The organism is Bradyrhizobium sp. BEA-2-5, from assembly GCF_032918025.1.
Taxonomy (GTDB): Bacteria; Pseudomonadota; Alphaproteobacteria; order Rhizobiales; family Xanthobacteraceae; genus Bradyrhizobium; species Bradyrhizobium pachyrhizi.
In genome coordinates this window covers 3402413-3419883 of sequence record NZ_CP136629.1, presented here as the reverse complement: position 1 = coordinate 3419883, position 17471 = coordinate 3402413, and the positions used below count along the sequence as shown (strand labels likewise).

The following is a 17471-nucleotide window of genomic DNA, read 5'->3' as shown; positions in this document are numbered from 1 at the left end:
CACCTCATTGAAACCGTTCCGAATAAGTCAGCGTGAACGAGCAGGGATTGCTATTGCCACTGGTGCACAATGCCGATCTCATCACCATCGGGTTCAATGTGATCGTCGTTGAATACACGTAGTACTTCGGCTGGGACGGATCGGAATTCGTCGAATCGCAGACCGCATTGCTCTCGCCGCAGATGAGCTGGATGCTGGGTATGGGGTAGCGCGAATCGGCCTTGGCGAGCGCGGCCGCCGCCCAACTGGAGGCGTTCGTGACGTCGCCGGGCGGGGAGTACTGGATGGATTGTCCGAACCCGCGCAGTGCCGCGAGCGCCTGGATGTATTGAAAGCCCGCCAGCGCAAGATCGGCAAGCGGCAGCAGAATAACCAGGAACAGGAAAGCGAACACGAACAGCATCTCGAACGCGACGGCGCCGCGTCGATCCGCAATCAGGGAGCGTTTGCCGCTCATTCGGCTTTTCCAGCTCTGCATGGCCGCTCACCAGACATAGGGAATCAATCTCCAGCGCGACGCCTCGTAGCTGGAATATTCAGGAAGCGTGCGCCGAAGCACGTCCTCCTCGTAGTGAATTCGCCAGACCTGGATGCAGATGTGCAGAATCAGCAGGCCCACGGTCATCCAGCTCAGATGCTGCAGCACGACACCAAGGAACACGATCTCTTCCGACAGATAGAGCGGATGCTTGATCCACCGGTACGGCCCGGTTTGCACCACCGAACGCGCCTGTGGCACCAGGCTGAACGACCGCCCCAGATGGCGGACGGTTGCCAGGATCATGATCATGCCGATCAGCACGCAAATCGTCGACACGAGGTTCGGCAATGTCCCCTCGGTCTTGGGGAAAAACGTGATCGTCCACGGCCAATACGTGCCGACGAAGGCCGCGATCCTCGGCAGCAGGCCTTCGGCCTGCGCCTTCGCAGGCCCTCGGGTCAGGATCAGCAGCGCCAGCATCAGATAAAACACGGCGACACAGAAGCTCGACACCAGCGAAGGCCAAGGCTCGTCTGCCGCCGTCCCGAGCTTGAACGTCACGACAAGTCCCAACAGGAAGAACCAAGCGCTGCCCAGCAATCGGGTTATCCGATCGTAAGCCAGATTCGTCGGCAGGGTCATTGCAGTTGCACTCATGGCTTACTTGCCGATGTTGGAGAAGGTACGAATGAGGTGAAGGAACGGGCTTCCGCCCAAAATGACGAACATCGCTGGCAGCAGGAACAGCACCATAGGAACGGTGAGCTTGGCGCCCAATTTATGTGCCCGCTCTTCTAGCTTTGTGATGCGCTCCCGCCGCAGGTCGACCGCGATGCTGCGCAGCGCCTGACTGAGCGGCGTGCCATATTGCAGGCTTTGGCTCACCATGGTGCCGAAACGACGGAGGCCATCCGACGTGGAAGCAAGTTTCTCGAATGCATCCGCGCGGTTCGGTAGGATCCGGAGATCGTCAAGAAGCCCGCGCAACACATGGTTGATCGCAGGATTTGTCTCCCGCATCTCGTCTGCCACACGTTCAATTGCGCTCTCAAGGCCCATCCCCGCTTCACTGCAAACAACAAGCAGATCGATCGTATCTGGCGTCCCGAGCCGGATCGCCGCATCGAAACGCCGCTTCAGGACCAGCAAGATCAGGCGCGGTCCCATGATTCCAATGGCCACGCCAAACAGCGTGAAAACCACCACATCGCTGAACGGTCCTCCGAGAATTTGCGCGATAGTGAAAGCTGCGATCGGAAACACAAATGTGCTAACCATCTTGAAGCCGATCCAGATCGGCAGCATTCGATAATGATTGAATCCTGCCGACTGGAGAATCATCCTCAGCTGGTCGAGATTTTCCTGCGCGTAGAAGCGCCGGTAGCGCGTACCGACCGCCGAAAGCCAGCCGATCAGGTCCTTCGACGAGCTCGATCGGTCGGGAATGCCCAGCACGGCGTTCGAGACGCGCGTGTTCAAGGCGCGAAGATGCATCTCGCGGATAATCAGCAGGAAGGTCGCAGCCGCGACTGCGATGGCAAGGATGGCAAAACCGAGACCAGCCGTCATAGCGACGTTTCCCTTCTGACCATCCAACGGATCACGAAATGCCCGATCAGCACCGAGCATGCCGCATAGGCGAGGAGCACGTTCCCTTGCGGATCGAACAACAGAAGGTCGACCGACTGCGGATTGATCACGTAAAGCAGGCCACCGACAACGAGCGGCGCGAAGGTCAGCGCGCGCGATGAAAAGATCACCTCGCCCGCCAAGGCCTTCGCACGGGCCGCCAATGCAACTCGCTGGCTCACGGTCTCGCCCAGCGTCTGCAGTGTTTCCGCGAGGCTGCCGCCGGTCTTCAATTGCACCGCAAGGGTCACCGCAAACATTGCGTATTCCGGCACCAGGGTTCGCTGGTAGATGCCTTCCACAGCCTCCTCAGGTGATCTGCCGAGATTCAATTCGCTACAGACGATGGCAAACTGCCCGGACGTCGGTTGCGGCATTTCGCGGGCGATGGTGCGGAATGCTTCGTTGACCGGCAATCCCGATCGGACCGTACTCGTCACCAGTTGGACCGCGTCTGGAAGCTGCTGGAAGAGCTGGCTTGCGAAACGCCGTTGCTGCCATCCGAACAGACCACGCACGACGAGGACGGCGACGATCCCAGCCGCAATGGCAGCGTACAGGCCAGGAAACTTCAGAATTTCGTTGACATAGAGGATTGCCGCGGCTGCCAGCCCCCCTGCAAGCAGCACGTAGATTGGTCGTACGACGTACATCATATCAGGGTGGTAATTGGCGAAGCGCTGGAGCATACGCCAACGCGACGTCTTGGCCGCGCGACGGATGGACACCAAGGCTGCTGCTTCGGCCGTCGGCAGAGCGATCTCGAGCTGGCGCTCCATCCGCCTCTGGCGCGCGTCGAGCCACAGGGTATTTATCGTCGCACCTAAGAGAAGCACCAGAACGATGACCAAGGGCGTCGACATCAGATCTGCCTCATCGCTTCTGCCCAGGCCCGATCAAGCCCATAGTAGACGAGACGGCTTTTGAATTTCGGGACCGCATTGGTCGAGCGATAAGTACCGGATATCCGCCCGTGCACGTCCTCGTCCTTGTATTCGAAGAGCGCAATATCATTGGTGGTGATCACCTCGCCCTCGAGGCCGATCACTTCGCTGACCTGCACGATGCGGCGTTGGCCGTCCCGCATGCGCTCGACCTGCACAATCAGATCCAGGGCGGCGACGATCTGCGATCGGATTGCGCGCGACGGCAGATTGACCTGCCCCATCTGCACCATGTTCTCCACGCGCGTCAGCGCGTCGCGGGTGCTGTTGGCGTGCACGGTGGAAATCGATCCATCATGACCGGTGTTCATCGCCTGCAGCATGTCGAACGCCTCGGCGCCGCGCACCTCACCGACGACGATGCGGTCCGGACGCATACGAAGTGCGTTCCACAGAAGATCACGCTGCGTCACCTGGCCGGTGCCTTCGAGGCTGGGCGGACGGGTCTCCAGGCTGATCACGTGAGGCTGCTGAAGCTGCAGCTCCGCCGCGTCCTCAATCGTGACGATGCGCTCGCTATGGTCGATGAACTGACTCAAGGCGTTCAGCAGCGTCGTCTTGCCGGAACCGGTGCCTCCGGAGACCAGGACGTTGAGCCGGCAGCGGGAGGCGATCTCCAGCAGCTGTCCAAGCGCGGCGGTCATCGAGCCGTTTTCGATCATCCCGGCGATGTTCAGGCGCCGGTTCGGAAATTTTCGGATCGAGATGCAGGGGCTATGGATCGCCAACGGCGGCAGGATGATGTTGACACGGCTGCCGTCCGGCAGACGGCAGTCGACCATCGGGCTGGATTCATCCACCCGCCGGCCGACCTGCGAGGCGATCTTCTGTGCGACCGAGGCGATATGGTCATTGTCGCGAAACCGGACCGCCACCCGCTCCAGCTTGCCGGCCCGCTCGACGTAGACATTGCTCGGCCCGTTGATCATGATGTCGTTGATCGTCTCGTCGAGCAGAAGCGGACGCAGCGGCCCGTAGCCGGTCATGTCGTCGGCGATCTCCTCCGCCAGGAAGAGCTGCTCGCGGCCCGACAGCTCCAGCCGCTCCTGGTTGGCGATGCCGTGGATGATTTCCTCGATCTGCCGCCGCAGGACGTCGCGGGGAACGGTCGCTGCCACCGAAGGCTCGATCTGCTCGATCACCCGTTCGCGCAGGGATGCCGACATCACCGGATGGTGGGAAGGCTCTTCATGCTTCGGCGCCGATGCAAACAGGCTGGATGCCGGGGACGCAGCGCTCGGTTCCGCCGGCGGCAAGGGTGGCGGCGCCGGCCGCGCGCTTGGTGCCGGAGCCGGGGCGTCCGGCACCGCTGCGGGCATCCGCACTGGCATTTCGTCTGCGCGCCTGCCGAACTTTTTCATAGCCCGAGCCACCTCTTCCACCCGGCCCTTTTCTTGGCACCGACGCCGGTGATTTCCCGTACGATCGGGGCAAGGTGGCGCCGCAGCCCGGATACGTGCTTCAGAGCCGGAACGCCGAGGTTGACCGCCTGGGTCATTCCCTTGCCGAGATCCGGGATCACCATGTCCGGCTCAGCGCCCAGCGCCTTGACGATCGTTGCTCTCGGCAGACCGCCGGCGCGGTCGGCACGATTGAGCAGGGTAAACACGCGATCCTTGCCCGCGATGTTGGTGACGGCGTTGCGCAGCGCGTGGGCGTTGCGCAGGCCGGTTACTTCGGCCTCCAACAGCACCAGCACATGACGGGACATCTGAATGACCGGATAGATCGATGCCGGGAACGGCACCGGCACATCGACGACGACGTAGTTGAACCGCTGACGGAGCAGGCCGAGCACGTGCCGCACGCCGGCTTCGGTGATGTCGAGCTTCGCATCGAGCTCCTCGTCGCCGGAAATCAGGCAGACCCGATCGTTCACCTCGATCGCGGCCCGCTCAAGAAACAGCGTGTCGGCCCGCATCGGGTTTTCAAGGGCGATGCGGAGGCCGGGTCCAGGACGAACGCCCAGCATCACCGCGGTCTCGCCGCCCTGCAGATGCAGGTCGAGGAGCGCCACCTTTGCCTTGGTGGTTTCGGCCAGTTGCAGCGCGAGGTTGATCGCGACACTGGTCGCTCCGGCGCCGCCCTGCGCGCCACAGATCGACACCACGTGCCCGCCGCGGTCATTCTGGGCCGGCGCGACGTCCCCGATCAGCTTGGGACGCAGCTGGTCGAGCACCATATCCCTGGTGATCGGCGTCGGAAGGTATTCAGTAAGGCCGATCTCCATCAGCTCGCGGTAGAAGACGATCTCCCTGTTGTCGCCGATCAGGGCCACCTTCACATCGGGCGGACAGACACTGGCGAGGCGTTCCAGTTCAGTGAAGGGATCATCGATCCCGCTGATGTCGGTCACCAGCGCGTACAGATCGGTGTCGGTCTCGAGCATGCGCGTCGCATGGCGGATGGTACCGCGCCGGATCACCAGATTGCTGCCGTCGAGACCCTTGCGGAGGGCCGCTGCGCTCAGCTCGTCGTTGACGAAGCAGACGATGCGGTTGCGCGCGACAAGAGACGTCGTCTCTTCGGGTTGTTCCACCACTGCCATGTTCGCACTCATCAACGTTTCTCCGGTCCCTTGCCGACGTCACTCGCTGCCGCTGTGGTCTGACGATCGAGTTCGGACGGCACGTCGCAGCCCGTGCGGGCGTCGTCGTCAAAATCCTGTCTCCTGACCGAGTATTGCTTGACCTCGCTGCCGGTATAGATCGCGACTGTCGTGCTCTGGCCGGCAACTGCACTCTGACGCGCCAGCTCCGGCGATACGTCGCAGCTGGACGTTACGCTTGTGTCGGCCTTGTCCCACTGCTCGGCCGCAGCGCGGATGACGAGCGACAGCGTTCCGAGCTGCTTTGCGACGGCCACCTTCTTGACCTGATCCGGCTTGAGCTCCAGTGACACGGTCTGCGCCGTCTTGCCCGGGACGGCATTGGTGATCGGACGGCCGCCTTGCGCAATCTCCTGGTCGATCGCGATCACGCGCACATTGGACAGAACGGTTTCGCTGACGGCTCGCTTCACCGGCGCGGCCTTCTCGAACACCTGGGTCAGCACCACATCGACATTGTCGCCCGGCCTGATCAGACCGGACACACCGGTCTCCTCGTCGACCTTGATGCTGATGGCACGGCTGTCCGGCGCCAGCACGCTGGCAAGGAAGCCGCGATCCTTCGGACGCAGGATGTCGTCCAGTGTAATCGCGCTGCCGGCGTCGACGAACTTGCGAACCAGCGAACCGGGCAGCCCGGCCTTGGAGTCAGGCGTTTCGAGGATCGCCCCCGCGGGGACACGGTTCGGTGCCGTCTGGCGCACCGCGAAATCTTCGTCCCGCGCCAGCGTTCCCTTCGATAGCGGGCGTGTCGCGACAAAGTAGCCGACCGTCGCGGCCGCAGGTACGGGCGCAGGCTTCTCTTCGACTGCCTGCGCAACAACCGGGTCACTGGGGCGGTTCAAATTATAGGCGATCATTCCAAGCGCCGTAGCCGCAAGCAGCAGCACCATGATGACCGAGACGCGGAGAGCGGACGACATGTCAAAATCCTTTGCTCAAAATGGCCCAGATACCGCCGCATGCGATGGCGACCCCGTAGGGAAGCGGTGCATGTCGCAAATGACGCCAGCGCTCGACCGCGTAGACCCGGCGCATCAGCGACGATCCGGCGGGCGCCAGCTTCGGTTGTGGCAGACGGCGCATCATCAGATGCACCACGGCCAGAACGCCGCCGGCCAGTGCAGTTGCCGCCAACAGTCCAATCACGCCGGTCAGCGGCAGACCGATCGCCAGGGCAACCAGCAACTTGACGTCGCCACCACCGATCGCTCCGCGCTGGTAGATCACGAAGAGCGCCAGGAACAGGATTGCGGCAACGATCAGCGACTGGCCGATCTGCATCGGACTGGCCAATTGGCCGACGATCCCAAGGAACGCCAGCGCCAGACAAATTTCGTTTCGGATCAACCGCGTCGCGATATCGATCGTTGCGACATAAACCAACAATGCGATTTCCAGACACGAGGCCGTGGACGCAATCCAATTCATGAAATAATCGCCTCAAAAAAAGGCGGGGGGCACAAAATAATGTCCCCCTCCGGGGCGCCGTCCTCTGGACTTAAGCGCTAACCGCGTTGGTAACTGCGGTGCTAATCGTGCTGATCGAGTCGCTTAGAACCTTGCCGATACCGGTTGAAGTGCTGGTACCGAACGCAGCGGCAACCGCGGCGACGACGCAAGCGGCGACGATCACGTACTCGAACGACACGACGCCGTTCTTGTCCGAGCGCAGACGCTTCAGCCCTTCCACAATCTTGATGTAAGGCTGCAACATGGGGAAGCCTCCTTTCAGGCTTGCACATCCGGTTGACACTGTTGACAGAGAAAACCTGCCAACAGCGTTCAATCTCCGGAGTTAAGCGCTGACCGCGTTGCTGACCGCGGTGCTGATCGTGCTGATCGAGGTGCTCAGAATCTTGCCGATACCGGTTGAAGTGCTGGTACCGAACGCAGCAGCGACCGCGGCGACGATGCAAGCGGCGACGATCACGTACTCGAACGACACAACGCCGTCCTTGTCCGAGGCGAGACGCTTGAAGGCTTCGGTGGTCTGGATATACAGCTTCAACATAGGAAAATATCCCTTTTACGATGAAATTTACGCGATACGTTGGCGGGGGCAAAATCCGGGTGCCAACTAGCATTTTCTTATAATGCGTCGCGAGAAACCTGTCGATTGGTAATCGTTTATTAACCCTACTGGCGTAGCCGCGCACACCCTCTCCTCGGCAAGGCGCTCCGACGACAACGCACGAAACCCCTTAAATTGTAGGACTTTCGACATTTCACACCATTTCAACTTCGCTGCTCCGTGCGAATACGGTGACGGCGTCGGACGCGACACTGTCGCGACAACGACCTCGGAGGTGACGGTGTCACAATCCGGTTCCATTCCCCCCGATAGCTGTTCGCAGGATTGCTCGTCTCAGTAGCAGGTCCCGGAATCCCCTCCGAGCCGGCCGCAACTCTCCCCGTTGGATTGCCGCCACTGCGTGACCGCCAGCGGCGGCGGCTTGCTCCCGTCCGCCGGCGCGGCCGATAGCCTGCTGCGCTCCTCTTCGAGCAGCTGCGAATGAAGTTTCTGGATCTGGATGTTGCGCTCGAGCAGCGACATCGTTCTTGTCTGAACCTGCTCGGCCAGCGCCTTGCGCAGGGCGTTCTCGCGGTCGAGCAGTTCGGGAAACGGCAGCAGCGGACGTACGAGGTCGGTCGCCTTGATCACGCAGGACGCCCGCGCCACGGCTTGCGCGATCTGATCCGGAAACGCGCTCCGGCATTCCGCGAGCGCGCCGCTCAGGTTGACCGTTGCCGCCGTCGGTGTCGGTACCGGTGTCGCCTCCGGTATCGGTACCGGTATCGCTGTTGCCGCTGGTGTCGGCTCTGTGGCCGCTGTCGCCGTCTCCGTTATTGGGTCCGGTGCCGGTCCCGCCTCCTTCTCGATGGCCTGGCGAGGGGCACCGCAACAGGACAGCAGGATGCAGAGCGAGAGAACGACCAGGCATCTCGCGCGCCTTGGCCAATACTCCCTGGCGCCCGCCTCGATCGGGCGCCCGACTACGATTTCGATCACGGCAGGCCCCATCGTGAGGCCCCCACCCTGCCTCCTGCTGATCCGAACATCACATCGAGCAATGGGTCGATCGCGACGGTTCGTTAGCGATGCGTACGAGAGACTGGTTCTGTCGGCGCGACAGACGCCGCGCCGCGCATCCACACCCGCCGGCTAACCATCTGCGTAATGTGGGACGCAAGGCTGTCCTTCCTCCGGCGAAATTGGTATCGACCAAAACCTGCATCTGCAAAAAAGTGGTATCTCGAAATATCGCGCCGACACGAAATGATGCCGCTACATTGCATTGATTTTAGATGTAGTTTTGTCGGTGACGCAACAGTCGGCTGGAGAGTAGCGGCGCGGCGCGCCTCTTGGCGCCTATCGCGGCGTTCGTCCGACGCCATCTATTCTGATACTGTGGAGATCAGGATCGGCGTCGCGCGCACGCGCTCGGACCGCCTATGCCACCGAATCGCCATGGCAGCCAGTTTTTCTGCGCTGGCGAATGCGCCGCCGGCGCGAAGGGCCGCATCCTTGTTCAACGACAACCGTGTTGTTTGCGTGGCCGGCCAGCCGCGCTGCTTTCGACCGTTATGTTATCAACAGGCGCACGATTCGCATGGGACCCGCGTTGGCGAAAATTTCCGCTTTTTCGCGGCCTAGCCCTTGCTCTAGGATCAGTCATTTCAATTCGGGCGCTTACCCACGATGCGCCCGTGGAATTTCAGAACCACAGCATACAGTGACTGATCCGGGCGTCATGGGGATTTGAGATGGCCGATCGCATTGCACTTTTCATCGATGGCGCGAATCTTCACACCACGGTCAAGAACCTCGGTTTTGAAATCGATTTCCGGCGACTGCTCTCGGAGTTCGGCAAGCATGGACAGATCGTCCGCGCCTACTTCTACACGGTCGTGAGAGACGACGACGAGTTCAGCAGCCTTCGGCCGCTGGTGGATTGGCTCGATTACAACGGATATGCGGTCAGGAGAAAGTTAGCCAAAACGCACGATGACGGCGAAGGGCGGCGGCGAATGAAGCGCAGCATCGGCATCGAGCTCGCGGTCGACGCATTGGAAATCGCGCACCGCATCGACCACGCGTACCTGTTCTCCGGCGATGGTGATTTGCGCGCCGTTGTCGAAGCCGTCAGGCGGGCTGGTGTCCGCGTGACGGTCGTTTCCAGCATCCGAACAAAGCCTCCCATGATCGCCGATGAGCTTCGCAGGCAAGCTGACGTCTTCCTCGAACTCGAAAGCCTCAGGGCATCGATCGAACGTCCAGCGCACCCGATCGCGCCCGAGTGAAATCGCGGGCGCCTCTTCCGGCGGGGAAGCAAAGCAGCTCTGCTTGTCCGTAAATCACCGAATTGCGCGAGTCGGGCGCTGACATCACTATCCCCCAAACAACGAAACGAAGGGTAACACCCACGTGGAGGTCGGTCGGCTGCCTGTTGCTGTTCTTGGCGGCGACGAGCGCTGCGATCGCCGAACCTTCCCGGTTCACCTGCGACACGCCGCGGGGCAAACGGATCGAGCTCGGCCCGTCAGGCAAAGGCGGTGACGCCCAGTGGATCGATGACGACCTCGATACGGTCCGGCCCGCCGTCGTGATCGATGGCGACACCTTCACGGTCACCTGGGGGACATCTGTCGCGGCAGAAGGCAAGGGAGGAGCCAAGCTCACGACCTACGTCTTTGCGGCCGCCCGCCGTACCGCCGCGTCGATCTTTGCGACCCGCACGGACGACACCACGGCCGAGATCTTCCGGTTCTATTTTGGCGACAGGTCGCTCTACAAACTAACGAGCCGACTGGGAGGCCCCTCCGCGGACACCAAGGCCGCGCCCTTCGTTGCAACCTACCTGGCGACCTGTCGCCAGGAGTAGCCGGCTGCCGCCAACCTTAAGACGGGCTTAACTGATCTTTCATGTTCCGGTCCCCGGTGTTGCGGCTCGGCACCAGTTCGCGCGATCACAGAACGCCATATAAATCACTGAATTTTAATAAAAATGTTTAGATTTCCGCTCACGGGGGACTGATGGCTCGGTCCGCCACTTAGGGCGCCTGTGTGGCTGAAATGTCATAGGTCGCGGAACTGTCCTTTGTTACCCTCCGGAGGATTCTACCTAATATTTTTGTGAGTAGGGGCTGAGATTATGAAGTCGGCATACACGGTAATTGCGTGCCTATGCTTGGCGGCAACGCCAGCATGTGCCGAGGTTTTTTCTATTAATGATGCTCTACGCCAGGCCATGCAGACCAACCCGGGTATCGGCGAGGCTTCGGCGAACCGGCGGGCGACGGAAAGCGAGCTGCGGCAAACCCAAAGCACACTGCTGCCGCAGGTGCGCATTGACGCCAGCTACGGCCCGGAAAAATTCGATCAATCGCCGGGCTTCATCACCCCGAACATTCAGGCAGCGCCGACCGTGGGGTCAGGCCCATGGCGCAATGGCAGCCAGGAATCAGTCGTGGTGCGCCAGCTGCTGTGGGACGGTTTTTCGTCGATCTATGACGTCTGGCGCCAGACCGCGCGGGTCAATGCCGCTGCCTCCCGCGTCAAGGAGAGAACCGAGCTGCTGGCCCTCGACGCCGCCGAAGGCTACATCGACGTCACGCGCTACATGCGGCTGGTCAGCCTTGCCCAGCAAAACGTCGCGAATCACGAGAAGATATTTTCGAACGTGAACTCCCGCTTCTCGGGCGGCCGGGCCGGCGAAGGCGATCTGGAGCAAGCCCGCGAGCGCGTCGAGGCCGCCCGTGCGGCACTTGCCGAATTCCAGCGCAGCTTGGATGACGCCAGGGCGAAGTACCGCAAGACGGTTGGCCTCGAGCCAATCAACGTTCGTTTCCCCGCCCCTCTCGCGGGATTGCCGCACAGCCGCGACGAAGCGCTGGCGACCACGCTCCGGTTCAATTCGACGATCGCGGCGGCACAATCCGACGCCGACGCCGCCAAGCACGCGTTCAAGGCCACCGACGGCACGTTCGGTCCGAAATTCTATCTCGAGGGACGGGCAACCCATTACGACAACTCCTACCCTTACGTGGCGGCCCCGGGAACTCCCGCCATCACGCATGAGGACTACAGTGGGAAGGTTGTCATGTCGTGGGACATCTTCCGCGGCGGCCAGGACGCGTGGAATCGGTCAGAGAAGGCCGAGCGCTACACCGAAGCCACCATGCGCCACGCTCGCCTGCAACGCGACGCCTATGAGTCGATCGACAAGGCGTGGAATGCCCGTACGATTACGGCCACGCGCATCGGTGCTCTGACCCGTGAGCTAGAAGCAGCCAGGAAGACCATCACGGCCTACCAGAAGGAATACGAACTCGGTCAGCGCTCCCTGATCGATCTCTTGAACGCGCAGAACCAGTTCTTCAACACGTCGGTCTCGCTCACCTCAGCCCGCGGCGTCGTGGTCTTCGCCGACTACCAGCTGCTGGCCGCGATGGGGACCCTGATCGAGTACCTGAAGGCTCCGCCGCCGGTCGATGCTGCGCCGACGGACATGCTTTCGATTGGCCTGCCCCGCTACTCGTTCCCGACCCTTCGCGTGAACCTCCCGCAAACCGGGTCCGAGCCGCTGCGCGTCGCCGTTCCGGCGCCTGTCGCCCGTCCTGCCAAGACCTATGCGGCAGCAGCCCAGCCGAAGGATGTTGGCTTTGCGGACCGCTTCACCGGTGCGACGACGACCGCAGCGGTGCCCGGTTCAGCGGAATGGATGCAGCAGCAAAAGACCGCTGCGGACGGCCCGAACGTCATTTACGCGGACCCTTCAGTCACGGCGAACGCGAGCTCCTATGCGTCGACCAAGCCCCACTGGCTGCTGTCGGCCTTCCCGAGTTCCGCTCGGTAGCGACCGCCAACAACCTCAGGACAGGACTGCCGGAAGGGCCCCAAGTCGGGGCCCTTTCGATTCCTTATTAATCGTTAAGATAAGTTTCGCTGAATTTGTTCGCTATTTGTTGTAGTCTGCCCGAAATCTAATGCGATTGCTGCATTTCCATTTTGCTTGTCGAGGTTTCAGTTGTTGTTTCGCACCCCCAGCGCGGCGGCCGACGCCGTCCGCCCCTCGCCGGATGACTCAACCTCAAAGCCTGCCGCGACAAACAGGCCACGTGCGCTGGGCGACGATCCCCTCACCGCGTCGTTGACTTATCTCGCCGCCCATCACGGCCGCGCCGTGAGCCGCGAAGCTCTCCTCGGCGGACTTCCGATCACGGACGGACGCTTGTCCGTTTCGCTCTACGACCGCGCGGCCAGACGCGCCGGTCTGGAGACCGAGGCCGTCAAGCGCGACATTTCAGACATTCCCGCGCTGGTCCTGCCGGCCGTCCTCGTCATGAAGAACGGCTCTGCGCTGATCCTTCTGGGTGTGGACCCGGCGAACAAGTCGACCAAGGTCGTTGATCCGGAGACGCCGAACAGCCCGCGCGTCGCCGACATCGCCTCGCTCGCCACGGACTATACCGGCTATGCGTTCCTGGTGAGAAGCGCGCCGCAGGCCGATGCGCGCGCCGTCGCCGCAGGCGACATCCCCAAGAGCCACTGGTTCTGGTCGGTGGTGAAGACGCATTGGCGCAGCTACGGGCACATCGCGGTCGCGGCCTTTCTGACCAACATCCTCGCGCTGGCGACACCGCTGTTCACGATGAGCGTCTATGACCGCGTCATCCCCAACGGAGCGATCCCCTCCCTGATTGCGCTCTCGATCGGCATGGGGCTCGGCATCGTGTTCGATTTCATCTTCCGCATGGTCCGCAGCCGCATGATCGACGTGACCGGCAAGACGATCGACGTTGTGCTGGCCGCAAACATCTTCGAGCACGTGATGTCGGTGAAGATGGCGCAGCGGCCGACTTCGGTTGGCATCCTGGCCAATCAGCTCCGCGACTTCGACTCGGTACGCGAGTTCTTCACCTCCGGAAGCGTGGTTTCGGCGACCGACCTGCTGTTCGCCATTCTCTTCGTTGGGGTGCTGTTCCTCATCGCCGGACCGCTGGCCTGGATCCCGCTGATCATGCTGCCGCTGGTCATGCTGATCGGCTTCCTGCTGCAGCGCCCGCTCGATCGCGCCATCAAGCGGCTGCAGGCCGAATCCGCCGCACGGCACGGCGTGCTGGTCGAGTCGCTGTCCAGCCTCGAAACCGTCCGTGCGACCGGCGCCGAGGCCCGCATGCAGACCTTGTGGGAACGCTCGGTTGCCGCGACCGCCCGATCCGGCGAGGACGTTCACTTCTGGTCGTCGATGTCGCTGACGAGCGCGAGCACGGCCCAGCAGATCACGAGCCTGCTCCTCGTTATCGTCGGCATTTTCCTGATCCTCGACGGCAAGCTGAGCGTCGGCGCGCTGGTCGCCGCAAACATGCTCGCCGGCCGCGTTCTGGCGCCGATCGCCGGGATCGCCTCGGTGATCACCAAGGGAACGCAGACGATCACGGCGCTCAAGGCGATCGACCGCATCATGTCGATCGAGCGGGAACGCTCGCCGACCCGGTCCTATGTCGCAAGGCGAATCGAAGACGGTAAGGTCGCCTTCGAGAACGTGTCGTTCGCCTACCCCAACGCGCCGGGTAACGCGCTCGAAAAAGTCAGCTTCAAGATCGAGGGCGGAGAGAGGGTCGGCATCATCGGCAGGGTCGGCTCTGGCAAGACCACGGTCGGCAGGTTGCTGCTCGGATTTTACGAGCCGAAGGAAGGCCGCATCCTGGTCGATGGCGTCGACTCGCGCCAATACGATCCCTCCGACCTGCGCGCCGGCATCGGCTTTGCGATGCAGGATACCGACCTGTTCTTCGGCAAGCTGCGCGACAACATCGCCCTTGGCAAACCGGAAGCGACCGACGAGGAAGTCCTGCTTGCCGCGCGGCTTTCGGGCGTCGAAAGCTTCATCGCCGGCCACCCGATGGGGTATGACATGCCCATCTCGGAAGGCGGCCGCAGCCTGTCGGGCGGCCAGAAGCAGGCCATCGGACTCGCGCGCGTTCTGATCCGCAAGCCTCGCGTGCTCTTTCTCGACGAGCCGACGGCGCACTTCGATATTCGCAGCGAACAGGAGTTCCTTGAGCGGCTCAAGGGCCTCAATGATGATCGCATGACCATCATCATTTCGACCCATCGCCTGTCATTGCTGAACATGGTCGATCGCTTGCTGCTGTTCGACAATGGCCGCCTGGTTGCCGACGGCCCGCGCGACAAGGTGCTCGCTTTGCTCCAGGGCCGGCCGGCGTCCGCGGCCCCGTCGCCGGAGAATACAATTCAGCCGAAATCCGCATAACGAGCAAATACATTATGGCGTCTTCCGATTTCACATTTGCAAATGATATCCGGTCCGCGGCGCTGCTGCGCACGCCGCGCACCTCCCGCATGCTGTTGTGGACGTCGTGCGCGCTGCTTGCGACGTTCTTGATCTGGGCTCATTTTGCCGTACTGGACGAGGTCAAGCGCGGCAGCGGCCGCGTCGTGCCGTCGCGGCAGATGCAGGTGGTTCAATCGCTCGAAGGCGGGATCGTCGGCGACATCCTGATCCGGGAAGGCGACATCGTTCAGCAGGGCCAGTCCCTGATGCGGATCGATGATACGAAATTCGCTTCCGAGTTCGGCGAAATCCGCGAGCGCCGCGCGGCGATGGCGGCGCGGGTGGCGCGCCTCGACGCCGAGGCGCGCGGCCGAGCCGAGATCACCTTTCCGGACGATCTCGAAAAGATGGTTCCCGCCGCCGTCGCGACCGAGACCAGCGTGTTCAAGATGCGGGGGCAGAAGGTCGCGCAGGACATCGACGTCCTCAACCAGCAGGTCACTCGCCTCACCGGCTCCCTCAAGCTCCTCGAGCGCGAGCAGACCCTGACGCGCAGGCTGTATGAGCAGAAGGTCGTGCCCGAGATCGAGATGCTGCGACTTGATCGGCAGGCAACCGAGATGAAGGGACAGTTGGCCGAAGCGCAGTCGAAGATCGCGAACATCACCGCGTCGTTCCGTTCACAGGCCGACGAGGACCTGGCCAAATCGCGTGCCGACCTCGCCGTGCTCGACGAGAATATCAAGTCCGCCCAGGACCGGGTGCGCCGCACGGATCTGAGGGCGCCGGTCCACGGCATCGTCAACAAACTGAACATCAGTACCATCGGTGCTGTCGTACAGCCGGGCGCCAACCTGATGGACATCGTGCCACTGGACGACACGCTGTTGGTGGAAGGCCGGATTCGTCCGCAGGACATCGCGTTTATCCGTCCCGACCAGGACGCGGTTGTGAAGATCAGCGCCTATGATTCCTCGGTCTACGGATCGCTGAAGGGCAAGGTCGAACGCATCAGCGCCGACACCATCGTCGACGACAAGGCGGAAAAGACCGAACGCCAGGAGACCTTCTACCGGGTCATGGTGCGTACCGATAAGAACCACCTCGGCACCGAGCAGCGTCCGCTGCCGATCATTCCGGGCATGGTGACCACCGTCGAGGTCCTGACCGGCGAGAAATCCGTGCTGGACTACATCGTGAAGCCCGCCCGCCTGCTGCGTGACGAGGCCCTGCGCGAACGCTGATCGGGACCACGGATTCCGTGGTTAACCGATCGTAACCTCGGTTCGTTCAATTTCGAACGAACCGGCAAACCCCGGATTGACCGCCTTTTCGACATTCGAGGTGGCACCCCCCTCCACTTAACTCCGCTTAAGCGGCCAAAGCGCCAGTCTGCGTCCCGATAACAGCGGGGACGCAAATCGACGCAAAGACGTCGACGGTCCCCGACATTGGGGACGTCATATGAAGTCGCTGAAGTTTGCTTCGTCGGCGGTCATGGCCGCGGCTGCACTGACAATAGGTCTTTGCGCCACGCCTGCCGCGTTTGCCGCGGACGAGCTCTCTCTCGGAAAACCCGCCGGCGAGCTCGCGCCCGCTGCGGACGCCGCGTCGAACCGCCCGCCTGCCACCTTCTTCACCATCGCCGACGTCCTGGCCAAGCTCGACCGGCAGCGCGGCCGGGGTCCGAACGCCATTCGCACCGCCTCGCTCACGCCGCCAAATACCGCGACCGACGCGGTGCCCGCGGCAAAGCCGCTTCCGCCTGTCGGCGCCGAGCCGTTTGGCCTGTTCACCTTCCGCGCACCGGAAAACGGCCTGTGGCGCAAATGGCGCGGCCTCGAATCCGATCTCGCAAGAGAGCAGAGCGTTCTCGAGCAATGCCGGGAGAGCGCCGCCGGCTGCCCGTCGCAAGCCGCGCAATTCCTTCGCCTGATCGGCGCGGTCAAGTCCAAATCCGGACGCGACCGGCTGGATGAGGTCAACCGTGGCGTCAACCAGGCGATCCGCTATGTCAGCGACTTCGCCCAGCACGGCGAGGCCGACCGCTGGACTGCACCGCTCGCCACCTTCGCGACCGGCAAGGGCGACTGCGAGGACTATGCGATCGCAAAATACATCGCGCTCAGCGAAGCCGGCTTCCCGCGCGAGGATCTGCGCCTGGTGCTGGGCCGCGATCGCGCGATCCGCCAGGATCATGCCGTGCTGGCGGCGCGCCTGGACGGCCATTGGCTGATCCTGGACAGCCGCCGCTCCGAACTGATTGATGACGGCGAGCTCGGCAACTTCACACCGATGTTCGCGATCAACGACCGCGGCGTGCAGCTGTTTGCAGCCCCCTATGCCAAGCGCCTCCCGCTCGGCGACGAGCTCGACGCGGCGCCGGCGGCCGCCAATGCCGCGGAGACGGAATGGACGGGGGTGCAGTCGCTTGATGCAGCGAGCCCCCTCACCGGCTTCCTGCCCGTGCTGATGTGATTGCCAGCGAGTAGACGACAATTCAATCA

General features: G+C 62.4%; 17 protein-coding genes. 6 read left to right on the top strand and 11 right to left on the bottom strand.

The annotated features are described in order from the left end of the window. Positions 1-4 precede the first annotated feature (4 nt). The 11 genes from RX327_RS15720 to RX327_RS15670 all read right to left on the bottom strand — a co-directional run bounded on the left by RX327_RS15720 (position 5) and on the right by RX327_RS15670 (position 8675). Positions 5-457, bottom strand: coding sequence for a hypothetical protein (locus tag RX327_RS15720; protein WP_317250788.1), 453 nt, complete (start codon positions 455-457; stop codon positions 5-7). A gap of 27 nt (positions 458-484) precedes the next feature. Next, the gene (locus RX327_RS15715; RefSeq protein ID WP_317250787.1) at positions 485-1081 is read right to left on the bottom strand and encodes a methyltransferase family protein; all 597 of its coding nucleotides are present in this window, start codon (positions 1079-1081) and stop codon (positions 485-487) included. Positions 1082-1141: 60 nt separating this feature from the next. Then, positions 1142-2050 (bottom strand): type II secretion system F family protein, encoded by a 909-nt coding sequence (locus RX327_RS15710; protein WP_317250786.1) that lies wholly within the window; start codon positions 2048-2050, stop codon positions 1142-1144. Beyond that, on the bottom strand, positions 2047-2973 hold the full coding sequence (locus tag RX327_RS15705) for a type II secretion system F family protein (protein WP_317250785.1): 927 nt from the start codon (positions 2971-2973) through the stop codon (positions 2047-2049). Before RX327_RS15705 ends, RX327_RS15710 begins: the two co-directional genes overlap by 4 nt. Continuing rightward, the gene (locus RX327_RS15700) at positions 2973-4415 is read right to left on the bottom strand and encodes a CpaF family protein (protein ID WP_317250784.1); all 1443 of its coding nucleotides are present in this window, start codon (positions 4413-4415) and stop codon (positions 2973-2975) included. Before RX327_RS15700 ends, RX327_RS15705 begins: the two co-directional genes overlap by 1 nt. Next, entirely contained in the window at positions 4412-5602 is a 1191-nt protein-coding gene (locus tag RX327_RS15695; protein ID WP_317250783.1) for a CpaE family protein, read from the bottom strand. Before RX327_RS15695 ends, RX327_RS15700 begins: the two co-directional genes overlap by 4 nt. Positions 5603-5613: 11 nt before the next feature. Next, on the bottom strand, positions 5614-6585 hold the full coding sequence (gene cpaB, locus RX327_RS15690) for a Flp pilus assembly protein CpaB (protein WP_317250782.1): 972 nt from the start codon (positions 6583-6585) through the stop codon (positions 5614-5616). A 1-nt stretch (position 6586) separates the two neighbouring features. Beyond that, positions 6587-7093 (bottom strand): A24 family peptidase, encoded by a 507-nt coding sequence (locus RX327_RS15685; RefSeq protein WP_317250781.1) that lies wholly within the window; start codon positions 7091-7093, stop codon positions 6587-6589. A gap of 70 nt (positions 7094-7163) precedes the next feature. Then, a complete protein-coding gene (locus RX327_RS15680; protein WP_317250780.1) occupies positions 7164-7379 on the bottom strand; it encodes a hypothetical protein in 216 nt (71 codons plus the stop codon). 81 nt (positions 7380-7460) lie between these two features. After that, a complete protein-coding gene (locus RX327_RS15675; RefSeq protein WP_317250779.1) occupies positions 7461-7676 on the bottom strand; it encodes a hypothetical protein in 216 nt (71 codons plus the stop codon). A gap of 354 nt (positions 7677-8030) precedes the next feature. After that, a complete protein-coding gene (locus RX327_RS15670; RefSeq protein WP_317250778.1) occupies positions 8031-8675 on the bottom strand; it encodes a hypothetical protein in 645 nt (214 codons plus the stop codon). A 755-nt stretch (positions 8676-9430) separates the two neighbouring features. On the opposite strand from RX327_RS15670, the gene RX327_RS15665 reads away from it, so the two are divergent. The 6 genes from RX327_RS15665 (at position 9431) to RX327_RS15640 (ending at position 17442) form a co-directional block, all read left to right on the top strand. After that, entirely contained in the window at positions 9431-9967 is a 537-nt protein-coding gene (locus RX327_RS15665) for an NYN domain-containing protein (protein ID WP_038377452.1), read from the top strand. Positions 9968-10113: 146 nt separating this feature from the next. Then, positions 10114-10548, top strand: a complete 435-nt coding sequence (locus tag RX327_RS15660; RefSeq protein ID WP_050386275.1) for a hypothetical protein — start codon at positions 10114-10116, stop codon at positions 10546-10548. A 270-nt stretch (positions 10549-10818) separates the two neighbouring features. Further along, positions 10819-12522, top strand: coding sequence for a TolC family outer membrane protein (locus RX327_RS15655; RefSeq protein WP_050386276.1), 1704 nt, complete (start codon positions 10819-10821; stop codon positions 12520-12522). 267 nt (positions 12523-12789) lie between these two features. Then, positions 12790-14943 (top strand): type I secretion system permease/ATPase, encoded by a 2154-nt coding sequence (locus RX327_RS15650; RefSeq protein WP_082190726.1) that lies wholly within the window; start codon positions 12790-12792, stop codon positions 14941-14943. 14 nt (positions 14944-14957) lie between these two features. After that, entirely contained in the window at positions 14958-16208 is a 1251-nt protein-coding gene (locus tag RX327_RS15645; RefSeq protein WP_050386277.1) for an HlyD family type I secretion periplasmic adaptor subunit, read from the top strand. A gap of 220 nt (positions 16209-16428) precedes the next feature. After that, a complete protein-coding gene (locus RX327_RS15640) occupies positions 16429-17442 on the top strand; it encodes a transglutaminase-like cysteine peptidase (RefSeq protein ID WP_050386278.1) in 1014 nt (337 codons plus the stop codon). Positions 17443-17471 lie beyond the last annotated feature (29 nt).